This is a genomic window from Pseudomonas sp. St290 (assembly GCF_018325805.1).
In the GTDB taxonomy this organism is placed as follows: domain Bacteria; phylum Pseudomonadota; class Gammaproteobacteria; order Pseudomonadales; family Pseudomonadaceae; genus Aquipseudomonas; species Aquipseudomonas bijieensis.
In genome coordinates this window covers 2,006,954-2,031,714 of the sequence record NZ_AP014703.1, presented here as the reverse complement: position 1 = coordinate 2,031,714, position 24,761 = coordinate 2,006,954, and the positions used below count along the sequence as shown (strand labels likewise).

Annotated in this window: 11 protein-coding genes; 7 read left to right on the top strand and 4 right to left on the bottom strand. The window is 63.8% G+C overall.

Annotated features, from left to right (window positions below; translation table 11 throughout):
* Positions 1 to 54: 54 nt before the first annotated feature.
* Positions 55 to 13,041, bottom strand: coding sequence for a non-ribosomal peptide synthetase (locus tag PBDP_RS08895; protein ID WP_212802107.1), 12,987 nt, complete (start codon positions 13,039 to 13,041; stop codon positions 55 to 57).
* Positions 13,042 to 13,323: 282 nt separating this feature from the next.
* Here PBDP_RS08895 and PBDP_RS08890 point away from each other — a divergent pair, with 282 nt between their 5' ends.
* Positions 13,324 to 13,872, top strand: coding sequence for an RNA polymerase factor sigma-70 (locus tag PBDP_RS08890; protein WP_025212663.1), 549 nt, complete (start codon positions 13,324 to 13,326; stop codon positions 13,870 to 13,872).
* Between the two features lie 146 nt (positions 13,873 to 14,018).
* On the opposite strand, the gene PBDP_RS08885 is transcribed toward PBDP_RS08890, so the two are convergent.
* From PBDP_RS08885 to PBDP_RS08875, 3 genes are all read right to left on the bottom strand, one after another.
* Positions 14,019 to 15,032 carry a GNAT family N-acetyltransferase gene (locus PBDP_RS08885; protein ID WP_212802106.1) on the bottom strand — a complete coding sequence of 338 codons (1,014 nt, stop codon included), beginning with the start codon at positions 15,030 to 15,032 and terminating at the stop codon, positions 14,019 to 14,021.
* 70 nt (positions 15,033 to 15,102) lie between these two features.
* Positions 15,103 to 15,879 (bottom strand): substrate-binding periplasmic protein, encoded by a 777-nt coding sequence (locus tag PBDP_RS08880; protein ID WP_204334275.1) that lies wholly within the window; start codon positions 15,877 to 15,879, stop codon positions 15,103 to 15,105.
* 115 nt (positions 15,880 to 15,994) lie between these two features.
* Positions 15,995 to 16,621: a TetR/AcrR family transcriptional regulator gene (locus PBDP_RS08875; protein WP_116831802.1), complete on the bottom strand. Its 627-nt coding sequence runs from the start codon at positions 16,619 to 16,621 to the stop codon at positions 15,995 to 15,997.
* A 179-nt stretch (positions 16,622 to 16,800) separates the two neighbouring features.
* Between PBDP_RS08875 and PBDP_RS08870 the strand changes: the two genes are divergently transcribed.
* From PBDP_RS08870 to ppnP, 6 genes are all read left to right on the top strand, one after another.
* The gene (locus PBDP_RS08870; protein WP_212802105.1) at positions 16,801 to 18,591 is read left to right on the top strand and encodes an acyclic terpene utilization AtuA family protein; all 1,791 of its coding nucleotides are present in this window, start codon (positions 16,801 to 16,803) and stop codon (positions 18,589 to 18,591) included.
* A 209-nt stretch (positions 18,592 to 18,800) separates the two neighbouring features.
* Positions 18,801 to 20,417, top strand: a complete 1,617-nt coding sequence (gene atuC, locus PBDP_RS08865; RefSeq protein WP_212802104.1) for a geranyl-CoA carboxylase subunit beta — start codon at positions 18,801 to 18,803, stop codon at positions 20,415 to 20,417.
* A 33-nt stretch (positions 20,418 to 20,450) separates the two neighbouring features.
* Positions 20,451 to 21,605 carry a citronellyl-CoA dehydrogenase gene (gene atuD / locus PBDP_RS08860; protein WP_109751483.1) on the top strand — a complete coding sequence of 385 codons (1,155 nt, stop codon included), beginning with the start codon at positions 20,451 to 20,453 and terminating at the stop codon, positions 21,603 to 21,605.
* 134 nt (positions 21,606 to 21,739) lie between these two features.
* On the top strand, positions 21,740 to 23,710 hold the full coding sequence (locus PBDP_RS08855) for an acetyl/propionyl/methylcrotonyl-CoA carboxylase subunit alpha (protein ID WP_212802103.1): 1,971 nt from the start codon (positions 21,740 to 21,742) through the stop codon (positions 23,708 to 23,710).
* A gap of 62 nt (positions 23,711 to 23,772) precedes the next feature.
* Positions 23,773 to 24,315, top strand: a complete 543-nt coding sequence (locus PBDP_RS08850; RefSeq protein WP_109751481.1) for a 3'-5' exonuclease — start codon at positions 23,773 to 23,775, stop codon at positions 24,313 to 24,315.
* 92 nt (positions 24,316 to 24,407) lie between these two features.
* Positions 24,408 to 24,692 (top strand): pyrimidine/purine nucleoside phosphorylase, encoded by a 285-nt coding sequence (ppnP, locus tag PBDP_RS08845; RefSeq protein ID WP_109751480.1) that lies wholly within the window; start codon positions 24,408 to 24,410, stop codon positions 24,690 to 24,692.
* The last annotated feature ends 69 nt before the right edge of the window (positions 24,693 to 24,761 follow it).

The window sequence follows — 24,761 nt, the reverse complement described above, 5'->3', positions numbered from 1 at the left end:
ATCCCTGTGGGAGCAAGGCTTGCCCGCGATGAGGTCTTCATAGACGCCGCAAAACTACAATCCTTCCAATTGCGCCATCAAATCATTCAACCGATCCACCTTCTCCTCAGTGATCTCACTGGCCGCCAACCCATCGATGTACTCGGCCAGTTCCTGCACCGTGCTGCATTCGAACATCGCCCGCAGCGGCACGTTGCGTTGCAGGGCCTTTTGCACCCGCGAGGCGATTTGTGTCGCCAGCAAGGAATGACCGCCCAGCTCGAAGAAGTTGTCCCGCACCCCCACCCGCTCGACTTTCAGCACCTGGGCCCAGATGTCCGCCAGGGTCTGTTCCAACTCATTGCCGGGGGCTTGATAGTCCTGGCTTTGCAACTGGCCGATCTCCAGGGCTGGCAAGGCCTTGCGGTCGAGCTTGCCGTTGGCGTTGAGGGGCAGGCGATCGAGCCACAGCCAGTGCAGCGGCACCATGTATTCCGGCAGCTCGGTCCGCAGGCGCTGCTTGATACGCTCCAGGCGTTCGGCGGGCTTCAGCGCCGAGTCGGTGGCAACGAGGTAGCCCACCAGATGCTTGCCATTGGCGCCCTCCTGCACACCCACCGCCCCATCGCGCACTTCCGGTTGTTCATGCAAGCGCGCTTCGATTTCCCCCAGTTCGATGCGGTAGCCGCGGATTTTCACCTGATGGTCGATACGCCCGACGTACTCCAGAATCCCGTCGCTGCGCCGCCGCGCCAGGTCACCGGTGCGGTACAGCCGTTCTCCCGGCGCCCCGAACGGGTTCGGTACAAAGACCGGGGCGGTGCGCAACGGATCGCTGACATAACCGCGCCCCACCCCGGTGCCGGCCACGCATAACTCACCCACCGCGCCCAACGGCACCAGGTCCAGCGCGCCATCGAGCAGGTACAGGCGATTGTTGTCGGTGGGCGTGCCAATCGGCAGGTAAGTGCCACGGGTCGAGGCCAGGTCGACCCGGAAAAACGCCACGTCATCGGAGCATTCCGCCGGGCCGTAGGCGTTGACCAGGCCAATGTCCGGGTAACGCAACAACCACTGATGGGCCAGTTCCGGCGGCATCGCTTCGCCGGTGGGCAACATCCAGCGCAGGCCATCCAGGCCGATGCGCTCCTGGGCGAGCATGCCCTGGATCAGCGACGGCACGCTTTCCAGCACGGTGATGCCTTGCTGCTGCACATGCTCGAGCAGCCCTTGCGGATCGTGAGCGATGGCGTTGGGCACAATGTCGACCCGGGCACCGAACAACGGCGCGGCCAGGAACTGCCACACGGAAATATCGAAGCTCTGGGACGCCGTCTGGGCGATCACATCCGCCTCGCTCAGCGCCAGGTACGGCACTTTGCTGAGCTGGTTGTTGAGCATGCCCCGCTGTTCCACCATCACGCCTTTGGGCAGGCCGGTGGAGCCGGAGGTGTAGATCACGTAGGCGAGGTTGTCCGGCCCGCTACGGACGCCAGGGTTTTGTGGTGAAAAGTCGCCGGCCTGGACGTTTTCCCATACCAGCAACTTTGGCCGCCCGGCACAGGCGAACTCGTCCAGCAACGCCTCGGCCTGGGCCTGGCAGGCCTGAGTGCAGACCAACAACGGCGTGCGGCTCAGTTCGATGATGCGGCTCAGGCGCTGGCTCGGCAGCCCCGGATCCAGCGGCAGGTAGCCGGCACCGGCCTTGAAGCTGCCGATGATCATGCCCAGCAGGTCTGCATCCCGTTCAGCCAGCAGTGCCACCGGCTGATCCAGGCCGACGCCGGCAGCGATCAGGGCGTGGCCGAGGCGGTTGCTGCGGGCATTCAACTCGGCGTAGCTGTAGCTCGTATCCAGGCAACTGACGGCGATGCGTTGCGGATGGGCCGCCACCCGGGCCTCGAACAGCTCGACGTAACTTTGCTCCAGCGGATAGGCATGCTCGCTCTGGTTGCAGCCGTCGATCAGGAAATCCTGTTCTTCGGCACCGATCAGCGGCAGCTCGGCCATGTCACCGTGCAAACCTTCCATCAGCGCCAGCAGCAAGCGCTTGAACTCGCCGAGCAAACCCTGGACGGTGGACTCATCGAAGTAGCGCTGGTCATACGAAAGGTGCAGCCCCAGGTCATCCCCCGGATAGCAGACCGCCGTCAGCGGGAAGTTGGTGTGGGTACGGCCCGAGTCGGAGGTGGCGTTGAGGCTTTGGGCGCGGTCCAGCACCGAGACTTCCACTGGGGCGTTCTCGAACACGAACAGGCTGTCGAACAGCGGCTGGCCCTTGGGCAGTTCGCTGACCTCCTGGATACTCACCAGCGGCAGGTATTCGTACTCGCGCAGTTGCATGTTGCTGTCCAGCAAAGTGCTGAGCCATTGGCGCACGCTGCACGGCTGATGGTCTTCAGGCATCCGCACCCGCAAGGCGATGCTGTTGATGAACAGCCCCACGGTGCGTTGCATCTGCGGCAGCTCCACCGGACGCCCGGCGACGGTGACGCCGAACAGTACGTCGCGATCACCGCTGACTCGCCGCAGCACCAACGCCCACGCCGCCTGGGCGAAGGTGTTGACCGTCAGTTGATGGGCCTGGGCCAGTTCCCGCAACCGCGCACCGTCCCGGGCATCGAGACGGGTGTAGCAGTCACCGACGATCATGCCGCCGCTGTCACCGGCGTGCTCACGCAGGAACGGCCGGTCGCTGGGGATCGGGGTGGTCCGCTCGAAGCCTTGCAGGTTGTGCTTCCACCACTGCCGGGCTTCGGCCAGGCTCTGGTGTTGCAGCCAACCGATGTAGTCGCGATAGCGCGGCGGCACGGCCAACTGTGGTTCGCGGTTTTCACCCTGGGCGGTGTAGATCTCGAAGAAGTCGTCCATCAGCAGCGAACGGCACCAGGCATCGATCAGGATGTGATGGTTGCTCATCATGAACCAGTAGCGTGCCGCGTCGACCCGGATCAGCCGCAGGTGGAACGGCGCCTGGTTCAACAGATCGAAACCGGCCTCGCGCTCGTTCTTGAGCAGCGCCTGGAGCTTGGCTTCCTGGGCGTCTTCGGGCACTTGCGACCAGTCGAGATACTCCACCGGCGAGCTGCCAGGCTTGTGGATGATTTGCAGCATGTCTTCGCCGACGTTCCAGCAGAACGAGGCGCGCAAGGCTTCATGCCGGGCGATCACCGCCTGCCAGGCCCGGGCGAAACGCTGCGGGTCCAGTTCGCTGTTGATGCGGTAGCGGTCCTGCATGTAGTACAGGCCCGTGCCCGGCTCCAGCAAGGTGTGCAGGAGCATGCCTTCCTGCATCGGTGTCAGCGGGTAGACGTCTTCGATTTGCCCGGCCGGTACGGGCAGGCTGTCGAGCTGGCCCTGGGTCAGCTTCGCCAGGGGGAAGTCCGATGGCGTCAGACCGCCCGCCTCGTCCGTCAGGCAATGTTCGATCAGGCGTTGCAGCTCGTCGAGGTAGGCCTCGGCCAATGTGGCAATGACTTGTCGATCATGGCGCTCGGCACTGAAGGTCCAGCGCAGCACCAGCTCGCCACCGCTGACCTGGCTGTCGACGCTCAGTTCATTGGGGAGCGGCGCGGCGGGATCGTGGATCGCGCCCAACGGCGTATCCAGCGGCTGGAGCAGCGCAGCTTGACCCAGGGTCTGGTCGAGTTGGCCCAGGTAGTTGAAGGTGATCGCCGCTTGCGGCAGGCCGGCCATCGCCTCGCGAGTCGCCGCGTCCGCCAGGTAGCGCAGCACACCATGGCCGAGGCCCTTGTGGGGCACTGCGCGCAGTTGCTCCTTGATGGCCTTGATCGAGGCACTCAAGCCTTCGGCCGCCGGACTCAGGCGCACGGGATAGACGCTGGTGAACCAACCCACGGTGCGGGTCAGGTCGATGTCGTCGAACAGAGCTTCACGGCCATGGCCTTCGAGCTGGACCAGGACCGATGCATGGCCGCTCCAATGGCACAGCACCCGGGCCAACGCGGTAAGCAGCAAGTCGTTGACCTGGGTACGGTAGGCACTCGGCGCCTGTTGCAGCAGTTGCCGGGTACGCTCGGCGTCCAGGCGCACACTGACGGTTTGCGCGTGAAGCTCCTGGAGCCCGCCGTCGGGATTCGCGCACGGCAGCGCCCCCTGCGCGCCACTCAACTGCGCTTGCCACCAACCCAGTTCCTCGCGCAGGGATTCGCTGCCGGCGTAGGCCTGCAAGCGCGCGGCCCAGTCCCGCAAGGGGCTGGTCTTGGCCGGCAACTGCGCCTCCCGCCCAGCGGTGAGCTGGCGATAAATGGTTTGCAGATCGTCCATCAGCACCCGCCACGACACGCCATCCACCACCAGGTGATGGATGACGATCAGCAACCGTTGCTGACCATCAAGGAGCTGCGCCAGCACTGCGCGCAGCAATGGCCCGGTCGATAGATTGAAACGGCTTTGCGTCTCGGCAAACAACGCTTCACAAGCCTGCACGGTGTCTACCGACAGGTGCTGCAACAGCGCAACGTCAGACAATGGTTGGTGCTCGGCGCGCCAGTGCCCGGCGGTTTCGCCGAAGCCCAGGCGCAGGGCATCGTGGTGCTGGAAGACAGTGCGCAGCGCCTGCTCCAGGAGTAGCGGCTCCAGGGCCGAGGTCGGTTCCAGCACCAGCGCCTGGTTCCAGTGATGCCGGTTGGGGATCTGGCGCTCGAAGAACCAGTGCTGGATCGGCGTCAACCCCGATTCACCCTGCAACAGGCCCTGCTCGGCGTGCACCTGCTGGCTGCGCGTGGCAACGGCGGCCAGGGTCTGTACGGTCTGGTGCTGGAACAAGTCCCGGGGCGTGAAATGAATGCCTTGCTGCCGGGCGCGGCTGACCACCTGGATGGACAGGATCGAATCGCCGCCCAGCTCGAAGAAGTTATCGTTGAGGCCCACCTGCCCCACGTTCAGCACCTCGCACCAGATCGCCGCCAGGGTCTGCTCCAGGGCGTTGCTCGGCGCCACGTAATGTTGGCGATTGAGCTCAGGATCAGGCATTGGCAAGGCGCGGCGGTCGAGCTTGCCGTTGGCGGTCAGCGGCATGCTCGCCAGCAGGATCAGATGGGTGGGCACCATGTAGTCCGGCAACTGGGCCTTGAGGTGATTTTTCAACGCTTCGCGCAGGGCTGCTTGTTGCTCGCCATCCTGGCTGGCGATGTCGCTCACCAGGTAGCCGGCCAGTTGCTTGCCTCCGGGCGCGTCGAGGGCCAGTACCACGGCTTCGCGCACCGCCTCATGCTCCAGCAGGCGGCTTTCGATTTCCCCCAGTTCGATACGGAAACCACGGATTTTCACCTGATGGTCGATGCGTCCGAGGTATTCCACCAAGCCATCGGTACGCTGGCGCACCAGGTCGCCGGTGCGATAAAGGCGTCCGCCGGCGGTGGCGAACGGGTCGGCAACGAAGCGCTCGGCAGTCATGCCCGGACGCTGGTGATAACCCTGGGCCAATCCCGCGCCGCCGACGTACAACTCACCCGTGGCGCCTTGCGGCACCAGCGCCAGGTCGGCGTCGAGGATGTACGCCACCCGGGCGCCAATCACACTGCCAATCGGCACACTGGCCGCGCCCTCTTCCAGTTGCTCCGGGGCCAGGCTCGCCAGTGGCATGACCACGGTTTCGGTCGGGCCATAGGCATTGAAGAACTGACTCGGGCTGAATGCCGCGCGAATGCGTTGCAAATGCTCACCGGTCAGGGCCTCGCCACCGGTGATGCACATGCGCACCGACAGGGTTTGCCCTTGGGTCGCCAACCATTGCGCCAACTGGCTGCCGTAGCTGGGGGTAAAACCGAGGATGTTGACGCGATGCTGGCGAATCAGCCCGCAGATTTCCTCGGCATCCCATTGGCCCTGGGCCCGCAGCACCACCTGGGCACCAGTGAGCAGCGGCACCAGCAGGCGCTCGGTGGCGGCGTCGAAGTTGATGGAATAAAAATGCAGCTCGCAATCGTCCGGGCGCATGCCGAAACGCTGGATCACTGCCTGGCAATGCATGGCGATTTCACCGTGGGACACCACCACGCCCTTGGGCTTGCCGGTGGAACCGGAGGTGTAGATCAGGTACGCCTGGTGCTGCGGCAGATTGATCAATGGCAACGGGTGATCCGGGTATTGCGCCAGGGCCGCCGAATCGTCTTCCAGGCACCAGCAACCCAAACCCTCGGGCAACGCACCGAGGGCCTGGAACATCGCCCGGTCACTGAGCAGCAAACCGACGCCGCTGTCCTCGATCATGTAGCTCAAGCGGTCCAGCGGGTATTCCGGGTCCAGCGGCACATAGGCACCGCCGGCCTTGAGGATCGCCAGCAGACCGATGACCATCTCCAGCGAGCGCTCCAGGGCCAGGCCGACCCGCACCTGCGGCCCGACGCCTCGCTCACGCAGCATCCAGGCCAGGCGATTGGCGCGGCTGTTCAGTTGCCCATACGTCAGGGTCTGTCCGGCGAAAGTCAGGGCCGGCGCGTCGGGTCGAGCCTTGGCCTGTTCGTCGAACAGTGGGTGAATGCATTGATCCAGGCGATGCGCACCGGGCTCGACACCCAGGCTATCGAGCATCCGTTGCTGTTCGCCAGCGTCCAGCAATGGCAGCTCGCTCAGTCGTCGGCTTGGATCGACCAGCAAGGCTTCCAACAGATTGCGCCAGTGCCCGGCCATGCGCGCGATGCGCGGTTCGTCGAACAGGTCGGTGCTGTAGGTCAGACAGCAGCCCAGGCGCTGGTCGAGGTCGGTGACTTCAAGGTTGAGGTCGAACTTGGTGGCGCGGGCGTCGTTGACCAGGTATTCAACCGTCATGCCGGCCAGCGTACGGCTCTGCTGAAACTCCCAGCGCTGCACGTTGCACATCACTTGGAACAGCGGGTTATAGGCGGCGCTGCGCGGTGGTTGCAGGGCTTCCACCAGATGATCGAAGGGCAAATCCTGATGGGACTGGCCTTCGATGACGGTGTGGCGCACTTGTTCGAACAGTTCGCCCACCGACATCTGTCCGTCGAGCTGGCAACGCAACACCTGGGTGTTGAGGAACGCCCCGATCAGCCCTTCGCTTTCCGGGCGGATACGGTTGGCCACCGGCGCGCCGATGCGCAGGTCGGTCTGGCCGCTGTAGCGATAGAGCAGCACGGCCAGGGCGGCGGTCATGGTCATGAACAGGGTCAGGCCCTGTTGCGCGTTGAAGGCGCGGACCCGCGCGGCCAGGTCATCGCTGAGGTCGAAACGGAACAGTTCACCGCGGTGGCTTTGCACCGGCGGGCGCGGGCGGTCGCCGGGCAGTTCCAGCAACGGATGTTCGCGGCCCAGTTGCGCGGTCCAGTAGTCCAACTGCCGCTGGCGCTCGCCCGATTCCAGCCACTGGCGCTGCCAGACGCTGTAGTCCAGGTACTGCACCGGCAAGGGTTCCAGCGGCGACTCACGGTCGTCGATAAAGGCCTCGTACAGCGCGCTCAATTCACGAGCGAAAATGTCCATCGCCCAGCCTTCGGTGACGATGTGATGCAGCGTCAGCACAAAGTAATGCTCATGCTCGGCGGTCTTGACCAGGCAGGCTCGCAGCAGCGGCCCGGTTTCCAGGTCGAAGGGCTTGTGAGCCTCGCTATCGGCCAATTGCTGGACCCGCTGTTCGCGGATGTCAGCAGCCAGCATCGAGAAATCCTTCCAGTCCATGCGCAGGCCTGTCTCGCTGTGCACCTGCTGGCGGGCCACGCCGTCGACGCTCGGGAACGTGGTGCGCAGGGTCTCGTGGCGCAGGATCAACGCCTGCAACGCAGCCTCGAAACGCCCGACATCCAGCACCCCGCGCAAGCGCGCCATGCCACCGACGTTGTAGGCCGGGCTGTCGGGCTCCAGCTGCCAGAGGAACCACATGCGCTGCTGGGAATACGACAGCGGCACCGGTTGGCTGCGGTCGACCATCTCGATGGGCGGCTGGCGGTTGGTCTGGCCACTGGCCTGGATCAAGCGCACCTGTTCGGCGAACGCCCCCAGTTCACTGGCCTCGAACAGCGCCCGCAACGGCAGCTCGACATCACAGGCCTGGCGGGTACGGGAAATGATCTGGGTCGCCAGCAGCGAATGGCCGCCGAGGGCAAAGAAATCGTCCCGCAGGCCGATACGCTCCAACCCCAGCACGTCGCGCCAGATGCCGGCGATTTGCTGCTCCAGGGCGCTGGCCGGCTCGACGTGTTCGCGCACCTGCCACTGCGGCTCGGGCAAGGCGCTGCGGTCGAGCTTGCCGCTCGGGCTCAGGGGCATGGCGTCCAGGCGCAGCAGTTGGGCAGGCACCATGTAATCCGGCAGTTCGGCGGCCAGGGCGGTCTTGAGCCGGCGGTTCAACTCGTCCTGGTCTTGAGCGACCTCCGGGGCGGTGTAGTAGCCGATCAACTGCGGGCCGGCCGAGGTGGCGCGCACCAGCACCGCCACTTGGGCGACGCCGTCCTGGGCCAGCAGGCGCGCTTCGATTTCCTGCGGTTCGACCCGGAAGCCGCGCAGCTTGACCTGCTGGTCGAGACGGCCGAGGTATTCGATCACGCCGTCGGCATTCCAGCGTGCCCGGTCACCGGTCCGGTACAACCGTGCACCGGCCAGCCCCAATGGGTCGACGACGAAACGCTCGGCGCTCAGGCCAGGACGGCCGAGGTAACCCCGGGCCAGGCCCAGGCCGCCGATGCACAGCTCGCCCGGGACACCGGCCGGTACGGGATTGAGGTCGCTGTCGAGCACCCGGCACAGCACGTTGCCCAGGGGCCGACCGATCGGCGAGCGCTCGCCATCGGCTTCGGTGCAATGCCAATGGGTGACGTTGATCGCGGTTTCGGTCGGGCCATAGCGATTGTGCAGCTCTGCCAACGGCAGTTGCGCCAACACCCGGTTGCGCAACTCGGCCGGCAAGGCTTCGCCGCCAGAGAACACCCGGCGCAGGCTGGTGCAGCGGGCGCTCAGCGGTTCATCGACAAACAGGTTGAGCAACGGCGGCACGAAGTGCAGCGTGGTGACGCCAAACTGCTGGACCAACTGGGCGATGCGGTGCGGGTCACGGTGTTCGCCAGGGCCGGCCAGTACCAGTTGGCTGCCGGTGATCAGTGGCCAGAAGCACTCCCATACCGACACGTCGAAGCTGATGGGGGCTTTTTGCATCAGCACGTCGGTTTCATCCAGCGCGTAAGTGGCCTGCATCCATTGCAGGCGCTCGGCCAGGGCGGCGTGGGTGTTGCCGACGCCCTTGGGTTGGCCGGTGGAGCCGGAGGTGTAGATCACGTAGGCCAGGTGATCGCCGTGCAAGTGCAGGCCCGGCGGATTGCTCGGCCATTGCTCCAGGTGCAGGGCGTCCATGGCGATGACACTGACGCCCTCGCAGGCCGGCAAGCGTTCGAGCAACGCGGTTTGCGTCAGCAGCAGATCGACACCGCTGTCGGCCAGCATGTAGGCCAGGCGCTCGGCCGGATAGTCGGCATCCAACGGTACGTAGGCACCACCGGCCTTGATGATCGCCAGCACACCGATAAGCAGTTGCGGCGAGCGCTCGGCGGCAATCGCCACACACACGTCCGGGCCAACGCCCTTGTCCCGCAGGTAATGAGCCAGGCGATTGGCCTGGGCATGCAGCTCGGCATACTCGAGTTGACCACCGTCCCAGCGCAGGGCGAGCCGTTGCGGCGTGCAGCGGGCCTGCTCGTTCAACAGCTCCGGCAGCCATTGGCTGGCCGGCACGCACGGAGCCGCGCCCCACTGACGCTGTTGGCTGTGTTCATCGGCGGTCAATAACGGCACGTCGCCGATCGCTTGTTGCGGATCCGCGCAGACTGCCCTCAACAGGTTGCAGTAATGCACCGCCAGCCGCTCGATGGTCGCCGCCTCGAACAGTTCATCGGCGTAGTCGAACGACAGCGTCAACCGGCCGTTGCGATCTTCTTCGCTGTGCAGTTGCAGGTCGAACTTGGCTTCGCGGCTGTGCCACGGCAACTCCTCGGCCAGCAACCCCGGCAGGCGCCGCAACGCCCCCAGGTCACGTTGCTGGTGGTTGAACATCACCTGGAACAGGCCTTGCTCGCGCGCCTGGGGAAACGCTTCGAGCAGTTGTTCGAACGGCAGGTCCTGGTGGGCCTGGGCACCGAGCGTGGCTTCCCGGGCCTGGGCCAGCAGCGCAGCGAACGGCTGACGCGAATCGACCTGCCCGCGCAGGACCTGGGTGTTGATGAAGAAGCCGATCAACCCCTGGGTCTCCAGGCGCGGGCGGTTGGCGTTGGGCACACCGATGCGAACGTCGGATTGCCCGGTGTAACGCTGCAACAGCGCCTGGAAGGCTGCCAGCAACAGCATGAACGGGGTTGCGTCATGGGCTTGGGCCACTTGGCGCAGGGCATCACCGAGACCTTTATCCAGACGCAGGCTATGGCGTGCGGCGCTGCGCTGGTGTTGCGCGCTACGGGGATGATCCGTGCTCAGCGCCAGGGCCGGATGTTCGTCGCCCAGTTGTTGCTTCCAGTACGTCAGCTGACGCTCGGCCTCCCCTTGGGCCAGCCACTGGCGCTGCCAACTGCCGTAGTCGGCGTATTGCAAAGGCAACGGCGCCAGCCCGGCGACCTGGCCTTGGGATGCAGCGGCGTACAACCGGGAGAACTCTTCGATCAACACATTCATCGACCAGCCATCGGCGATGATGTGGTGCAGCGTCACCAACAACTGATGGTCATCCTCGTCGCGGCGCAACAGGGTGACGCGCAGCAGCGGCCCCTTCTCCAGATCGAACGGCATGGCCGCTTCGTCTTCTCGAATCTGCTGCGCCCGGGTTTCACGCACGTCGTCAGGCAGGTCGCCGAGGTCGATTACATGCAGCTTGAATTCGCCCGCCGGATAGACCTGTTGCAGGGCCACGCCGTCACGTTCCAGGAAGCGCGTGCGCAAGGACTCATGACGCTCGATCAGTTGCTGGAAGCTGGCGCGCAGCGCGTCTTCGTCCAGTTCGCCGCGCAGGTGCAAGGCGCCAGGAATGTTGTAGGCGAGGCTCGTCGGATCAAGCTGCCAGGTGATCCACAAACGGTTCTGCGCCAGGGATTGTGGCAGTGGCGCATGGCGCGGCAACGCACTGATCGCACCCAGGGCCTGGCCACCGCCCTGTTGCAGGTTCGCCACCGCTGCCGTGAACGCGGCCAGGGTCGGGGCTTCGAACAGCAGGCGCAAATTGAGCGTCAGCCCCAAGGTTTCGCTCAGGCGTGCGATCACCTGGGTGGCGGCGATGGAGTTACCGCCCAGCAGGAAAAAATGGTCGTCAGCCTGGACTCGCTCGATCTGCAATTGCTCACGCCAGACCTGGCCGATGAGGATTTGCAACTCGGATGACGGCGCAGGTTCATCAGCCACATCCACTTCGGCTGATGGAAACTGTGCATAACTGTCCAAGCTGCCGTCGGCCCATCGGGTGCGGCAGGCCGAGCGCTGCAACTTGCCGCTGGAAGTCTTGGGCAATGCGCCGGGATTGAGCAGCAGCACCACGCTCGGGGCTTGCTGGCAGGCCTCGGACACGGCCTGGCGAATGGCTTTGATCAAGGCTTCCGGCGGCAGAATTTTCTGCACGCTGCGGCTGATTTCCGCAGCGATGCCGATGCCTTCCTCGCCATTGTCGTTGACCGCGAACGCCGCCACCCGGCCCTTGCGCACCACCTCCACTTCGCGCTCGATGGTTTGCTCGATGTCTTGGGGATAGAGGTTATGCCCTCGCACGATCAGCAGGTCTTTCAGGCGACCGGTGATGAACAGCTCGCCGTCGCGCAGGAAGCCCAGGTCGCCGGTGCGCAGCCAGGTCCGACCGTCGTGCTGGACAAAGGTCTTGGCGCTGGCTTCGGGGTTGCGCCAATAGCCCAGGGCAATGCTCGGGCCGGCGGCCCAGACTTCACCGACCTGATTGTCGGCCAGCGGCTGCAACGTGGCCGGTTCGACGATCAGCACCGCGTGCCCGGGCTGGCTCACACCACAACTCATCACCGCACTGCCCTGCCCCGGCTCGGCACGGTTTTGCGCCAAGGCCGCGTCATCCACCCGCAGCGAAGGGATGCCCTGGCGACGTGGCGTGCCAGCGACGAACAAGGTCGCTTCGGCCAAGCCATAGGAGGCCATGAAATTGTCCGGCGTGAAGCCGCACGGGGCGAACTTCTCGGCAAAACGCTCCAGTGTGTCGAGGCGGATCGGCTCGGAGCCGGAATAGGCCACGCGCCAGCCGCTCAGGTCCAGACGCTGGAGGGCCGAGTCACTGATCCGTTCGCTGCACAATCGATAGGCGAAGTCCGGTCCGCCGCTGATGGTGCCACCGTATTCGCTGATCGCTTCGAGCCAGCGCAGGGGCCGGGCCAGGAAGTAGGCCGGCGACATCAATACGCATGGGACGCCGCTGAACACCGGCTGCAACAAGCCGCCGATCAAGCCCATGTCGTGGTACAGCGGCAGCCAGCTGACGATGACGTCATCGGGGTTCAAGTCGATACCAAAGCCATGGCGGATCAGCGATTCGTTGGCCACCAGGTTGCCGTGGCTGACCTGCACCCCCTTGGGCAATGCGGTGGAGCCGGAGGTGTATTGCAAAAAGGCAATGTCATCGTCCTGCAGCACCGGCATCCGCCAGTGCCCGGCACGGGCCGGGTCGAGGGTATCGACGCACAACACCGGCGGCGCCGCTTCGATGGCTTGCAACGGCTCGCGCAGATCGCTGCTGGTGAGCAACAGGCGCGGTTCGGCGTCTTGGATGATCGACAGCAAGCGCTCCTGATGATGGCGACGGGCGGACTCCGGTGGATAGGCCGGCACCGCAATCACCCCGGCATAGAGGCAGCCGAAGAATGCCGCGACGTAATCCGGGCCGCTGGGGAACAGCAGCACGGCGCGATCGCCCAGCGCCGCTTCGGCTTGCAAGGCGGCGGCGATGGTTCGGGCACGCAGGTCCAGGTCGCGATAACTCAACACCACACCCTGCCCGGGGGTGTCGGCGAGGAAGCGCAGGGCCACCCGGTCCGGCGTCAACGCGGCGCGGCGCTGGAGGGCATGAGCCAGGGTGCTGGGGAGTTCGAACGCGTCGGTCATGGGGGTTTCCTGCCTGAATTCGGCTTGCAAGTTGTCACCCATGGGAACGGATAGCGCCGGCAAATAATTAGTCGGGGCGCCCTCTCACCGAAGCCTGCGGCGCAGCAGCCAACCGCCATGCGCCGCGGCAATGGGTCGCGGCACCGAGGCTGGACTTTGTTGCATCAATAATTCTTCTTCTCAATTGACAATCATTATCATTAAGCCTAATTTGGCCGTCGATGTGTAGGACGGGTCCGGCATCCGGCCGTCCTGCTAACTTTTTGCAGCAAGGTGAATTCCATGACGGAACAAGTATCCACAAGCAGGTGCGACTCACCGTTACTCCAGGCATTCGTCGATAATCGAATGATTCTGGTCAAGATCGCGGCGCGCATTACCGGCTGCCGGTCCCGCGCGGAAGATGTAGTGCAGGACGCGTTTTTCCGGCTGCAATCGGCGCCCCAGATCACCTCCTCGTTCAAGGCACAGCTCAGCTACCTGTTCCAGATCGTGCGCAACCTGGCGATCGATCACTACCGCAAGCAGGCGCTGGAACAGAAATACTCGGGGCCGGAAGAGGAAGGGTTGAACGTGGTGATCCAGGGTGCTTCGCCAGAAACCTCCCACATCAACTTCTCCACCCTGGAGCACATCGCCGACGCGCTGACCGAACTGCCCAGCCGCACCCGCTATGCCTTCGAGATGTACCGCCTGCACGGCGTGCCACAGAAGGACATCGCCAAGGAACTGGGCGTCTCGCCGACCCTGGTGAATTTCATGATCCGCGATGCCCTGGTGCATTGCCGCAAGGTGTCGGGGGTTCGGGGGGATACCTTCGCCCGGCGGTAATGCGGGCAGCAGTTCCGGCCCCATCGCGGGCAAGCCTTGCTCCCACAGGTTACCTGTTCACAAAAAGGTGCCTGATAGAGATCCTGTGGGAGCAAGGCTTGCCCGCGATAGCGTCCTGACGGCCGCCACTTGTGCCGAGCTGAACCTCACATCAACCCACACCGATCAAAAAACCGCTCACGCCCCAGGATCATCAGCGCCGCGCGCTTGTGGGGAAAATCGAATTCCTTTTCACAATGGAAACACTGGTTGTGCAGGTGCCCAATCATCCTGGCATTGTCGGCCCGGGGCTCGGCCACCACGCGCTGGGTGCGCGGGTCGTCCAGGAACAGGTAATGCACCAGCGCCGACAACCAACTCGCTACCTTGTGCGGCCCCCGGTGTTGCTCTTCGCCCACCAGCATGTGGATACCGCGATCATAGTTCCCGGCGTCATAGAACGGCGCGATGCGGTCTTCCTTGGCCCAATAGGCTTCGAAATAAGCGAACGGTTGATCATCGAAACAACCGATCAGGGTCAAGACCCGGGGATCGGCCTGCAATTTGCCCAGGTACTCGCGATGCTGTTCCAGGCTGCCCTCCTCCTGCCAGAAGCTCGCCACCCGAGGGCTGTTTTGCCAGCGGTTGAAACGCTCCAGGTCCTGCTCGATTTCCAAGGTACGCAAGGACACCCAGGCCCCCAGCCGCGCATCAAAACGCCGATACACCTCGCCACGCGGCTTCATGGGCCGGCGTGGATGACGCTGGCCATCGGTGATGATCATGTGCTGTGGGTAACTGCCGTTGAACGATTCCCCCAGCCAGGGCTGCGGCAGTTGCCAGAACATCGTGCGCTCGCAAATGTATTCACCGGTGCGCTCGGTGCCCGTCAACAAACCGCTCAGCAAGGCTTCGCCAGGACGCTCGTCGAGGTGCCAGGTCAGGCGCTGGCAGTCGGGATCGCGAGCAAACAGCCAATAGCAGGCCGCCCACAGCGCCGGGCCTACCGGGCGGTCATGGATTTCCTGCAAGTGCACATGCAACTGCGGGCCACGCACAAGGCGCAGCCGGATCAGCGGCGCACCTTCGAGCATCAGGCTCAGGTGGCGTTCGGTTTCATCGGCGCCGAGACGACGACCGCCAGGCAAGGGCAGCGTCGTCGGCTGATTGAGGTTGGACATGGAAGGGGCTCGCGTATTCGTCGGTAGTCAACGTGGGACGTGAGCCGGGAAGGGAAATTTAGTGTCACCTTCAATGGGAGTGCGCGGGCACCAGATGAATCTGGTAGGGCTGGAAAATTTTCAGCAACTGACCGTCATCCCGCAGCTTTTGCAGCAACTGTGCAAACGCCTCACTGGAGATGGGCGCCTGCGGTCGGATCAGCGCGTAATGGTGGTAAATCTGATCGATACGTTCCGATACCAGCAATTGCGGGCCGACTTCAGGATTGCGCAACACGTAATCGTTGAGGTACGAACGGGTCACCAGGGCGATATCCGCGCGCCCTCGCAACACCATCAACAAGTTGCTGTCGTGGGAATAGGTCAGCGTGGCGTTGTATTGGCCAGCGAGGAACTTGGGGTCGGCGTTGAACTGGGCGAAGGCGTAGTGATAGCCGCTGAACAGGGCCAGGCGCTTGCCCCTGAGGTCTTCGAAATAACTTTGCTGGCGATCCGCCTGGCGCTGGGAGACGAAGACTTCCGCATCTTCCAGGCCCATGTCTACCGAGGTATGCGGCACATCCTGCCAACCCCATTCGGGGTTTTCGAAAATCGCCATGTCGACCCGGCCCTGCTTGAAATCATTGAACCGGCGCGGGATCGACGTCGGCACCAGCACGAACTGATAGTCGGTTTGCGACTGGTTCAAGGCCTCCACCATTTGCGGCAACAGGCCCGTGTCGGCGCCGTTCTCGGGACGAACGGTATAAGGCGGAAAATGTGCCGCGCCGATCCGCACCAGTTGCGCCGCCTCGATGGGCAACGCCAGGAAAACGGCCAGAGCAGCCAGCAGCAGACGCAAGGTCATCCCCATCGATGAAAACGTCAAGATAACCCACTCCCCAAAAGTCCCCATCAATACAATCAAGCTAGGCGGTTTCAGCCACTTAGCCAGCCACACGATCGTTTAAGGCACTGTTCGACTATTGTTTTTCTTCAAGCACCAGGATCAAGGCTTGCTCGGCCAGCTCATCGAGACTCAGGCTGCCTTCGGTGCGAAACCAGGTGGTGGTCCAGGATAGCGCTCCCGTGAGGAACCGCCGGGTAATGAACACGTCCCCGCGAATATACCCGGCCTCCTTGGCCTGGCCCAGGACCTCGAGCCACAAGTCTTCATAAATATCACGCAGGGCCAACACCTGCCGTTGCCCTTGCTCCGATAGCGAACGCCATTCATAGACCAGCACCGCCATGGCCTCGCCGGTGCCGCCCATGATCGACTGCAATTCGCAGCGGATCAGCGCCAGTACCCGCTCGCGCACGCTATCGGCCTCGGCCAGGGCGGCGCGCATCAGGGCGGTGTTGTAGCGGATGGTTTCTTCCATCACCGCCCGCAGGATCTCATCCTTACTCTTGAAATGGTGAAAGATGCTTCCCGATTGAATGCCCACGGCACTGGCCAGGTCACGCACCGTGGTGCGCTCGAAGCCTTTGTTGCGAAACAGGTGGGCGGCGGTCTGGAGCAGTTTGCCGCGAGCACTGTCCGGGTCGGTCAGTTGCCCGTTGTCGACCAGCTCACGCATCACGCCCAGGGCTTTTTGCTCGTCCACCCATTCTCTCCTACAGTCGATCAACCAACGCGCGGGCATTGCACACCAAATCATCAGTGGCGCGGGCAATTTAAGCCGAGCGAGCCAACCAAGCAAGCGCTCGGCAGAAGAACCCGCGGTCGTTTACAGACCAAGCGCTTGCTTGGTAGTCTCGATCCACCTTTGCCGGAGTCAACGCCATGCCAAAAACGATCCGTATCGGTTGCGCCAGCGCCTTCTGGGGCGATACCTGTACCGCGGCGGCGCAACTGGTCGAGGGCGGGGCTCTGGATTACCTGGTGTTCGACTATCTGGCCGAGGTGACGATGTCGATCATGGCCGGCGCGCGCCTGAAGGACCCGCTGAGCGGCTATGCCACGGACTTCATCGAGGTCCTCACACCGCTGCTGCAGCGTTTGCATGCCGATGGGATCCGCGTCATCAGCAACGCCGGCGGGGTCAACCCCCAAGCCTGTGCGAAGGCCCTGCAAGCGGCCTGCGACCAGGCGGGCGTGCCGTTGAAGATCGCCGTGCTGCTGGGCGATGACCTGCAACCGCAATTCGAACAACTCGCCGCCCAGGGCATCCGTGAAATGTTCAGTGGCGAGTCCCTGCCATCGGCGTGCGTCTCCATCAACGCCTACCTCGGCGCGCCCGGCATCGTCGAAGCGTTGCGCCTGGGGGCCGATGTCGTGATCACCGGTCGCGTGGTGGACAGCGCCGTGGTCAGCGCCGCCCTGATACATGAGTTCGGCTGGGCCTGGCACGATTACGACAGATTGGCCCAGGCCGCGCTGGCCGGGCATCTGATCGAATGCGGCGCCCAGTGCACGGGCGGCAACTTCACCGACTGGCAGGACGTACCGGATTACGAACACATCGGCTTTCCCATCGTCGAGGTCAGCGCCGACGGCCAGTTCCTGGTCACCAAGGCCGAAGGCAGCGGCGGGTTGATCACGCCGTTGACCGTTGCTGAGCAGTTGCTTTACGAAATCGGCGACCCGCAAGGCTATCTGCTGCCGGACGTGATCTGTGATTTCAGCCAGGTCAGGTTGGTCCAGCAAGGCAGGCACGCCGTACGGGTCCACGGGGCCAAGGGCCTGCCACCCACCGACCAGTACAAGGTTTGCGCCACCTGGCCGGACGGCTGGCGCTGCACCGCCACCTGCCTGATCGCCGGCATCGATGCGGTGACCAAGGCTGGCCGAGTCAGTAAGGCGATCATCAACAAGACTTCGCAAATGTTCGATCAGCGTGGCTGGGCGCCCTACAGCGAAGTGAATGTCGAACTGCTGGGCAGCGAAGCCACTTACGGCCAGCATGGCCGGCGTCGGGACAGCCGTGAGATCGTCATCAAGCTGGCGGTACGGCACCCGGACAAGCAGCCGCTGACGCTGTTTTCCAGGGAAATCGCCCAAGCCGCCACCGGCATGGCGCCAGGGCTGACCGGCCTGGTCGGCGGCCGGCCGACGGTGTCCCCGTTGATTCGCCTGTTCTCGTTCCTCATCGACAAAGCCAATTGCCAGCCCGAAATCGAAATCGACGGCCAACGCCACCCTTGTCCCCTGCCCACTTTCGAACCACTGGACACCGCCGACCTGCCAGTCGCCCCGGACCTGCCCAAACCCCAGGGCCGGGCCGATGCCAGCGTGCCGCTGGTCAAACTGGCGGTGGCGCGCTCCGGCGACAAGGGCAACCACAGCAACATTGGCGTGATCGCCCGCAAGCCCGAATACCTGCCCTGGATCGCCGAAGTGCTGACGCCGCAGGTGCTGGTCGACTGGATGAGCCACGTGCTCGACCCGCGATTGGGCCGAGTCGAACGCTGGTACCTGCCGGGCACTCACAGTTTGAATTTCCTGCTGGAAAACGCCCTTGGTGGCGGCGGTGTCGCCAGCCTGCGCATCGATCCCCAGGGCAAGGCGTTCGCCCAGCAGTTGCTGGAGATCCAGATACCGGTGCCGCAGCACATTGCAGACCGGGTCAACTAAGGGATGGTCGCCATGGCCTATGTCAGTCACACATGATGAGCAGGTTGAATTGAATCTGTGGCGAGGGGATTTATCCCCGCTGGGCTGCGCAGCAGCCCCCAAAACAGTCAACTCAAACCATTGCACGCATTTAGGGCCGCTTCGCGCCCCAGCGGGGATAAATCCCCTCGCCACAGGGTTCTGCGCTAATCCGTTTGAAAGGAGGCTGCATGCCGGTCATCGAATCGCACCTGGATCCCCACAGCGCTGACTTCGCGCGCAACCACGCGGCGATGCTGGCCGGCGTCGAACAGTTGCGCCAGCTCGAACAGGCCGTGGTGGACAAAGCCACCCAGGCCCAGGGCAAGTTCGACCAGCGCGGCCAACTGTTGCCGCGCCAGCGCCTGAACCTGCTGCTCGACCCTGGCGCCCCGTTCCTCGAGCTGGCGAGCCTGGCCGGCTACAAACTTCATGACGACAAGGATGGCAGCCAGGCCGGCGGCGGCCTGATCGCCGGGATCGGCTACGTGTCCGGAGTGCGGGTGCTGGTGGTGGCCAACAACAGCGCGATCAAGGGCGGCACTATTTCCCCCAGTGGCCTGTACAAGACCCTGCGCCTGCAACAGATCGCCATGGAAAACAAACTGCCGGTCATTACCCTCGCCGAAAGTGGCGGTGCCAATCTCAATTACGCCGCGCAGATTTTCGTCGAAGGCGCGCGCTGCTTCGCCAATCAGGCGCGGATGTCGGCCATGGGTTTGCCGCAGATCACCGTGGTGCATGGCTCGGCCACCGCGGGCGGTGCCTATCAGCCGGGTCTGTCGGATTACGTGGTGGTGGTGCGCGACAAGGCGCGACTGTTCCTGGCCGGGCCGCCATTGCTCAAGGCCGCGACCGGCGAAGTCGCCACCGAGGAAGAACTGGGCGGCGCACAAATGCATGCGCAAGTGGCGGGCACCGCCGAATACCTGGCCGAGAACGACGCCGACGGCATCCGCCTGGCCCGGGAAATCCTCGGCCTGCTGCCCTGGAACAGGCAACTGCCGCCACAGTCCGAACCACGCTGGGCGGAGCCACGGTATCCAGCCGAAGAACTGCTGGGATTGATCCCCGACGACCCGAAGAAGCCCTACGACGTGCGGGAAATCATCGCGCGCATTGCCGACGGCTCGAATTTCCTCGAATTCAAAGGCGAATTCGATCCACAGACCATCTGCGGCCACCTGCACATTCGCGGTCATGCCTGCGGCCTGATCGGCAACAACGGACCGATCACGCCCCAGGGCGCGAGCAAGGCCGCACAGTTCATCCAGTTGTGCGACCAGAGCCGCACGCCGTTGCTGTTTTTGCACAACACCACCGGGTTCATGGTCGGCACCGAGTCGGAACGCCAGGGGGTGATCAAGCACGGTGCCAAGATGATCCAGGCCGTGGCCAATGCCCGGGTGCCCAAGCTGACCGTCGTGGTGGGCGGTTCCTATGGCGCCGGCAATTACGCCATGTGCGGTCGCGGGCTCGACCCGCGCTTCATCTTCGCCTGGCCCAACAGCCGCACCGCCGTGATGGGCGGTGCCCAGGCCGGCAAGGTGCTGCGCATGGTCACCGAAGCTACCCAGCTCAAAAACGGCCTGACCCCGGACCCGAAGATGCTGGACCTGCTCGAACAGACCACTGCGCAGAAACTCGACAGCCAGTCCACCGCCCTCTACGGCAGCGCCAACCTGTGGGACGACGGGCTCATCGACCCGCGCGACACCCGCACGCTACTGGGCTATTTGCTGGACATCTGTCACGAGGCCGAGCACCGGCCACTGCAAGCCAACAGCTTCGGCGTGGCCCGTTTCTGAGGACGCTCCACGACTCACAGGAGAACAATAAAAATGATCTTCACCCAGGAACACGAAGCACTGCGGCGCACCGTTCGCCAGTTTGTCGAGCATGACATCAACCCCTACGTCGACGAATGGGAGAAGGCCGGGCGTTTCCCCATCCACGAGATTTTCCGCAAGGCTGGCGAGCTGGGCCTGTTGGGTATTTCCAAGCCACCGGCATTCGGCGGCATGGGCCTGGACTACAGCTATTCGATCGTCGCAGCCGAGGAATTCGGCACCATTCATTGCGGCGGCGTACCGATGTCCATCGGCGTGCAAACCGACATGTGCACCCCTGCCCTGGCCCGCTTCGGCTCCGATGAACTGCGCGAAGCATTCCTGCGCCCGGCCATCCGCGGCGAACAGGTGGGCTGCATCGGTGTCTCGGAGGTCGGCGCCGGCTCCGATGTCGCCGGGCTCAAGACCACGGCGCGCAAGGACGGCGACGACTACGTCATCAACGGCAGCAAGATGTGGATCACCAACTCACCAAGCGCCGATTTCATTTGCCTGCTGGCCAACACCTCGGATGACAAACCCCACGTCAACAAATCGCTGATCATGGTACCGATGCACAGCCCCGGCATCAGCCTCGGTCAGCACCTGGACAAACTCGGCATGCGCAGCTCGGAAACCGCCCAGGTGTTTTTCGATGACGTGCGGGTGCCGCAACGCAATCGTATCGGCCAGGAAGGGGCCGGATTCATGATGCAGATGCTGCAGTTCCAGGAAGAACGCCTGTTCGGCGCGGCCAACATGATCAAGGGCCTGGAGCATTGCATCGACAGCACCATCGAGTACTGCAAGGAGCGCAAGACCTTCGGCACGGCCCTGATCGACAACCAGGTGATCCATTTTCGCCTGGCGGAACTGGCCAGCGAGATCGAATGCCTGCGAGCGCTGGTCTACCAGGCCACCGAGCAGTACATCAACGGCCAGGACGTCACGCGGCTGGCGTCGATGGCCAAGCTCAAGGCCGGGCGCCTGGCCCGGGAAACCACCGACAGTTGCCTGCAATACTGGGGCGGCATGGGCTTCATGTGGGACAACCCGGTGGCCCGGGCCTATCGCGACGTGCGACTGGTGTCCATTGGCGCCGGTGCGGACGAGATCATGCTGGGGATCATCTGCAAACTCATGGGGATTTTGCCGGGGAAAAAATAATGAATACATCGCCTGCCAGGCTGCCATCGCGAGCAAGCTTTGCTCCCACAGGCGAATGCACTCACCAGGCATTGTGGGAGCAAAGCTTGCTCGCGATGAGGCCCTGATAGCCACCGCAAACCCCAGGAGTGACCATGCCCACCTTCAGCAAGATCCTCATCGCCAACCGCGGCGAAATCGCCTGCCGGATCCAGCGCACTGCCCAGGCCCTGGGTTATCGCACGGTGGCGGTATTCAGCGAAGCCGACGCCGACGCGCTGCACGTGCGCATGGCCGATGAAGCCGTGCTGATCGGCCCGGCTCCGGTGCAGCAATCCTACCTCGACCCTTCGGCCATTCTCGATGCAGCCCGGCGCTGCGGTGCCGATGCGATCCATCCCGGCTATGGCTTGCTCTCGGAAAATGCCGGCTTCGCCAAGGCCTGCGCCGAGGCAAGTCTCGTGTTCATCGGCCCCAGCCCCGAGGCCATCGACCTGATGGGCAGCAAACGTCGCTCGAAAATCGCCATGATCGAAGCCGGCGTTCCCTGTATCACCGGCTACCAGGGCGCCGCCCAGGACGATGACACGCTGCAGCGCGAAGCCGGGCGCATCGGCTACCCGTTGATGATCAAGGCCAGCGCCGGTGGCGGAGGCCGAGGGATGCGCCTGGTCCAGCGCGCCGAGGATCTGCTGGAGCAGTTACGCAGCGCGCGCTCGGAGGCCTTGCACGGCTTCGGCAACGACGAGTTGATCCTCGAACAGGCCTTGCTCGATCCGCGTCATGTGGAGGTACAGATTTTCGGCGACCACCACGGCCAACTGATCCACCTGGGCGAACGCGACTGCTCGATCCAGCGTCGCCACCAGAAAATCATCGAGGAAGCGCCCTGCCCGGTCATGACCGCCGAACTGCGCCAGGCCATGGGCGACGCGGCGCTCAAGGCGGGGCGCGCGGTGAGTTACGTCGGTGCCGGCACCGTGGAGTTCCTGCTCGCTGGGGACGGCCGGTTTTACTTCCTGGAGATGAACACGCGCCTGCAGGTCGAACACCCGGTCACCGAGCTGATCACCGGCCTGGATCTGGTGGCCTGGCAATTGGACGTCGCCGCCGGCAGGCCCCTGCCCCTGCGCCAGGACCAGGTGACGCTCAGCGGCCATGCCATGCAAGTGCGGCTGTACGCCGAAGACCCGGCGGCGGATTTCCTGCCCCAGACCGGTCGACTGATCGGCTGGGAGCCGCCCATACGGGACGGCGTGCGAGTCGACCATGGCCTGTTGGAGGGCCAGGCCATCACCCCGTTCTACGATTCGATGCTGGGCAAACTCATCGTTCACGGCGCCACACGCGAGGAGGCCCGGCGCAAATTGTTGCGAACGGTGGAAGATTGCGTATTGCTTGGCGTCCAGAGCAACCAGCGATTGCTCGCCGCGTTGCTGGCACATCCGCAGTTCATCGACGGCGACTTCAGCACCGGCTTCATCGGGCAGCACTTGGCCAATCATCCGGCGCTCCTGCCTCTTGAGCCCTCGGCCGAACAGCTCGCCATCGCCGCGGCGGCGTTTTATCAAGCCTCACAGGCACGCTATGCCCCTGGCCTGGGCGGATGGCACAACAACATCGGCGCGGAGCTGCACTACCGGATCGGCGCTGGGGAGCACGACTGGGTGCTGAGCCTGGTGGCCGAAACCGGCGGGAGGCTCAGCATCCGCAGTGCAGGGCGCTTGATCGAACTGAAACTGCTCGACGTTGACCTCCATGGCGCAACGCTGGTCATCGACGGGATTCGCCGCCGGCATGGGTGGCGCCTCGATGGCCACGATCTTTGGCTGTCTACCCGCCCCGGTGGCCTGCACTTGCAAGACCGGACCCACGCCCCCATCGCCGCCAAGGCCAGTGCCAGCGACGGGACACTCGAGGCGCCAATGGACGGCGCCATCGTCGAGCTGCTGGTCAGTGAAGGCAGCACGGTGCGCCAAGGCCAACTGCTGATAGTGCTTGAGGCGATGAAAATGGAGCACCCGCTCAAGGCCGGCATCGACGGCGTGGTCAGGCAATTGCAGGTCATGCGGGGTGATCAGGTGAAAAACCGTCAGGTTTTGTTGCGTGTCGAAACAGGCCACTAGTCGGATGCCAAGGGTTTGACTACGCTCAAACCCATCAGCACGCCGACACCGGGAACCCTGCGATGCCTCACTGGCTGGTGATTGATCTGGAGGCCACCACCGATGAAGGTGGCTGGCCGGTAACCGAAATGGAAATTATCGAAATCGGCGCCACGCTGGTGAATCGTGACGGCCGCGAGGTGGATCATTTCCAGCGCTTCGTGCGGCCCTTGAGACGACCGCTGCTAACGCCTTTCTGTCGCGAACTGACCCACATTACCCAGGCCAATATCGACGGTGCCGCGCCCTTGACCGAGGTCTGGCCGGCATTCGAGCGCTGGCTGGCGCCGTATCACCCGAATCTGGAAAGCTGGGTCAGTTGGGGCGATTACGACCGCAAGCAACTGCTTCAGGAATGGCAGCACCAGCAATTGCACAGTGTCCTCGGCCAGGTACCGCACATGAACCTCAAGCAACGCTTCGCCAAGGCCCGTCGGCTGGAACGACCACTGGGGCTCAACGGCGCGTTGCAACTGGCTGGCCTGCAGTTCTGCGGTCAACAGCACCGTGCGCTGGAAGATGCCCGCAATACCGCACGGTTATTGCCCCTGGTACTTCCCGGTTGAGCGGCAACCACCTACCGGCCGACAGATGACGAATGTTGAAGCCTTGTGCATACTGGCCGGCCTTTTTCAGCCCCTTTTTCGAGGAATCGCCCATGTTCAAAGTCAACGAGTACTTCGACGGCACCGTCAAGTCGATCGCTTTTGGCACTGCCGAAGGCCCTGCGACCATCGGCGTCATGGCACCGGGCGAATATGAGTTCGGCACGGCCCAACGTGAAATCATGCACGTCGTCTCCGGCGCCCTGACCGTGAAGCTGCCTGACAGCACCGACTGGGAAACCTACGAGGCCGGCAGCCAGTTCAATGTGCCGGCCAACAGCAAGTTCCAGCTCAAAGTGGCCGTCGATACCGCCTACCTGTGTGAATACCGCGGCTGATTCGGCAGATAACCCTGTGGCGAGGGGATTTATCCCCTCGCCACAAAAGCCCTGGCATGGCATCGGGGC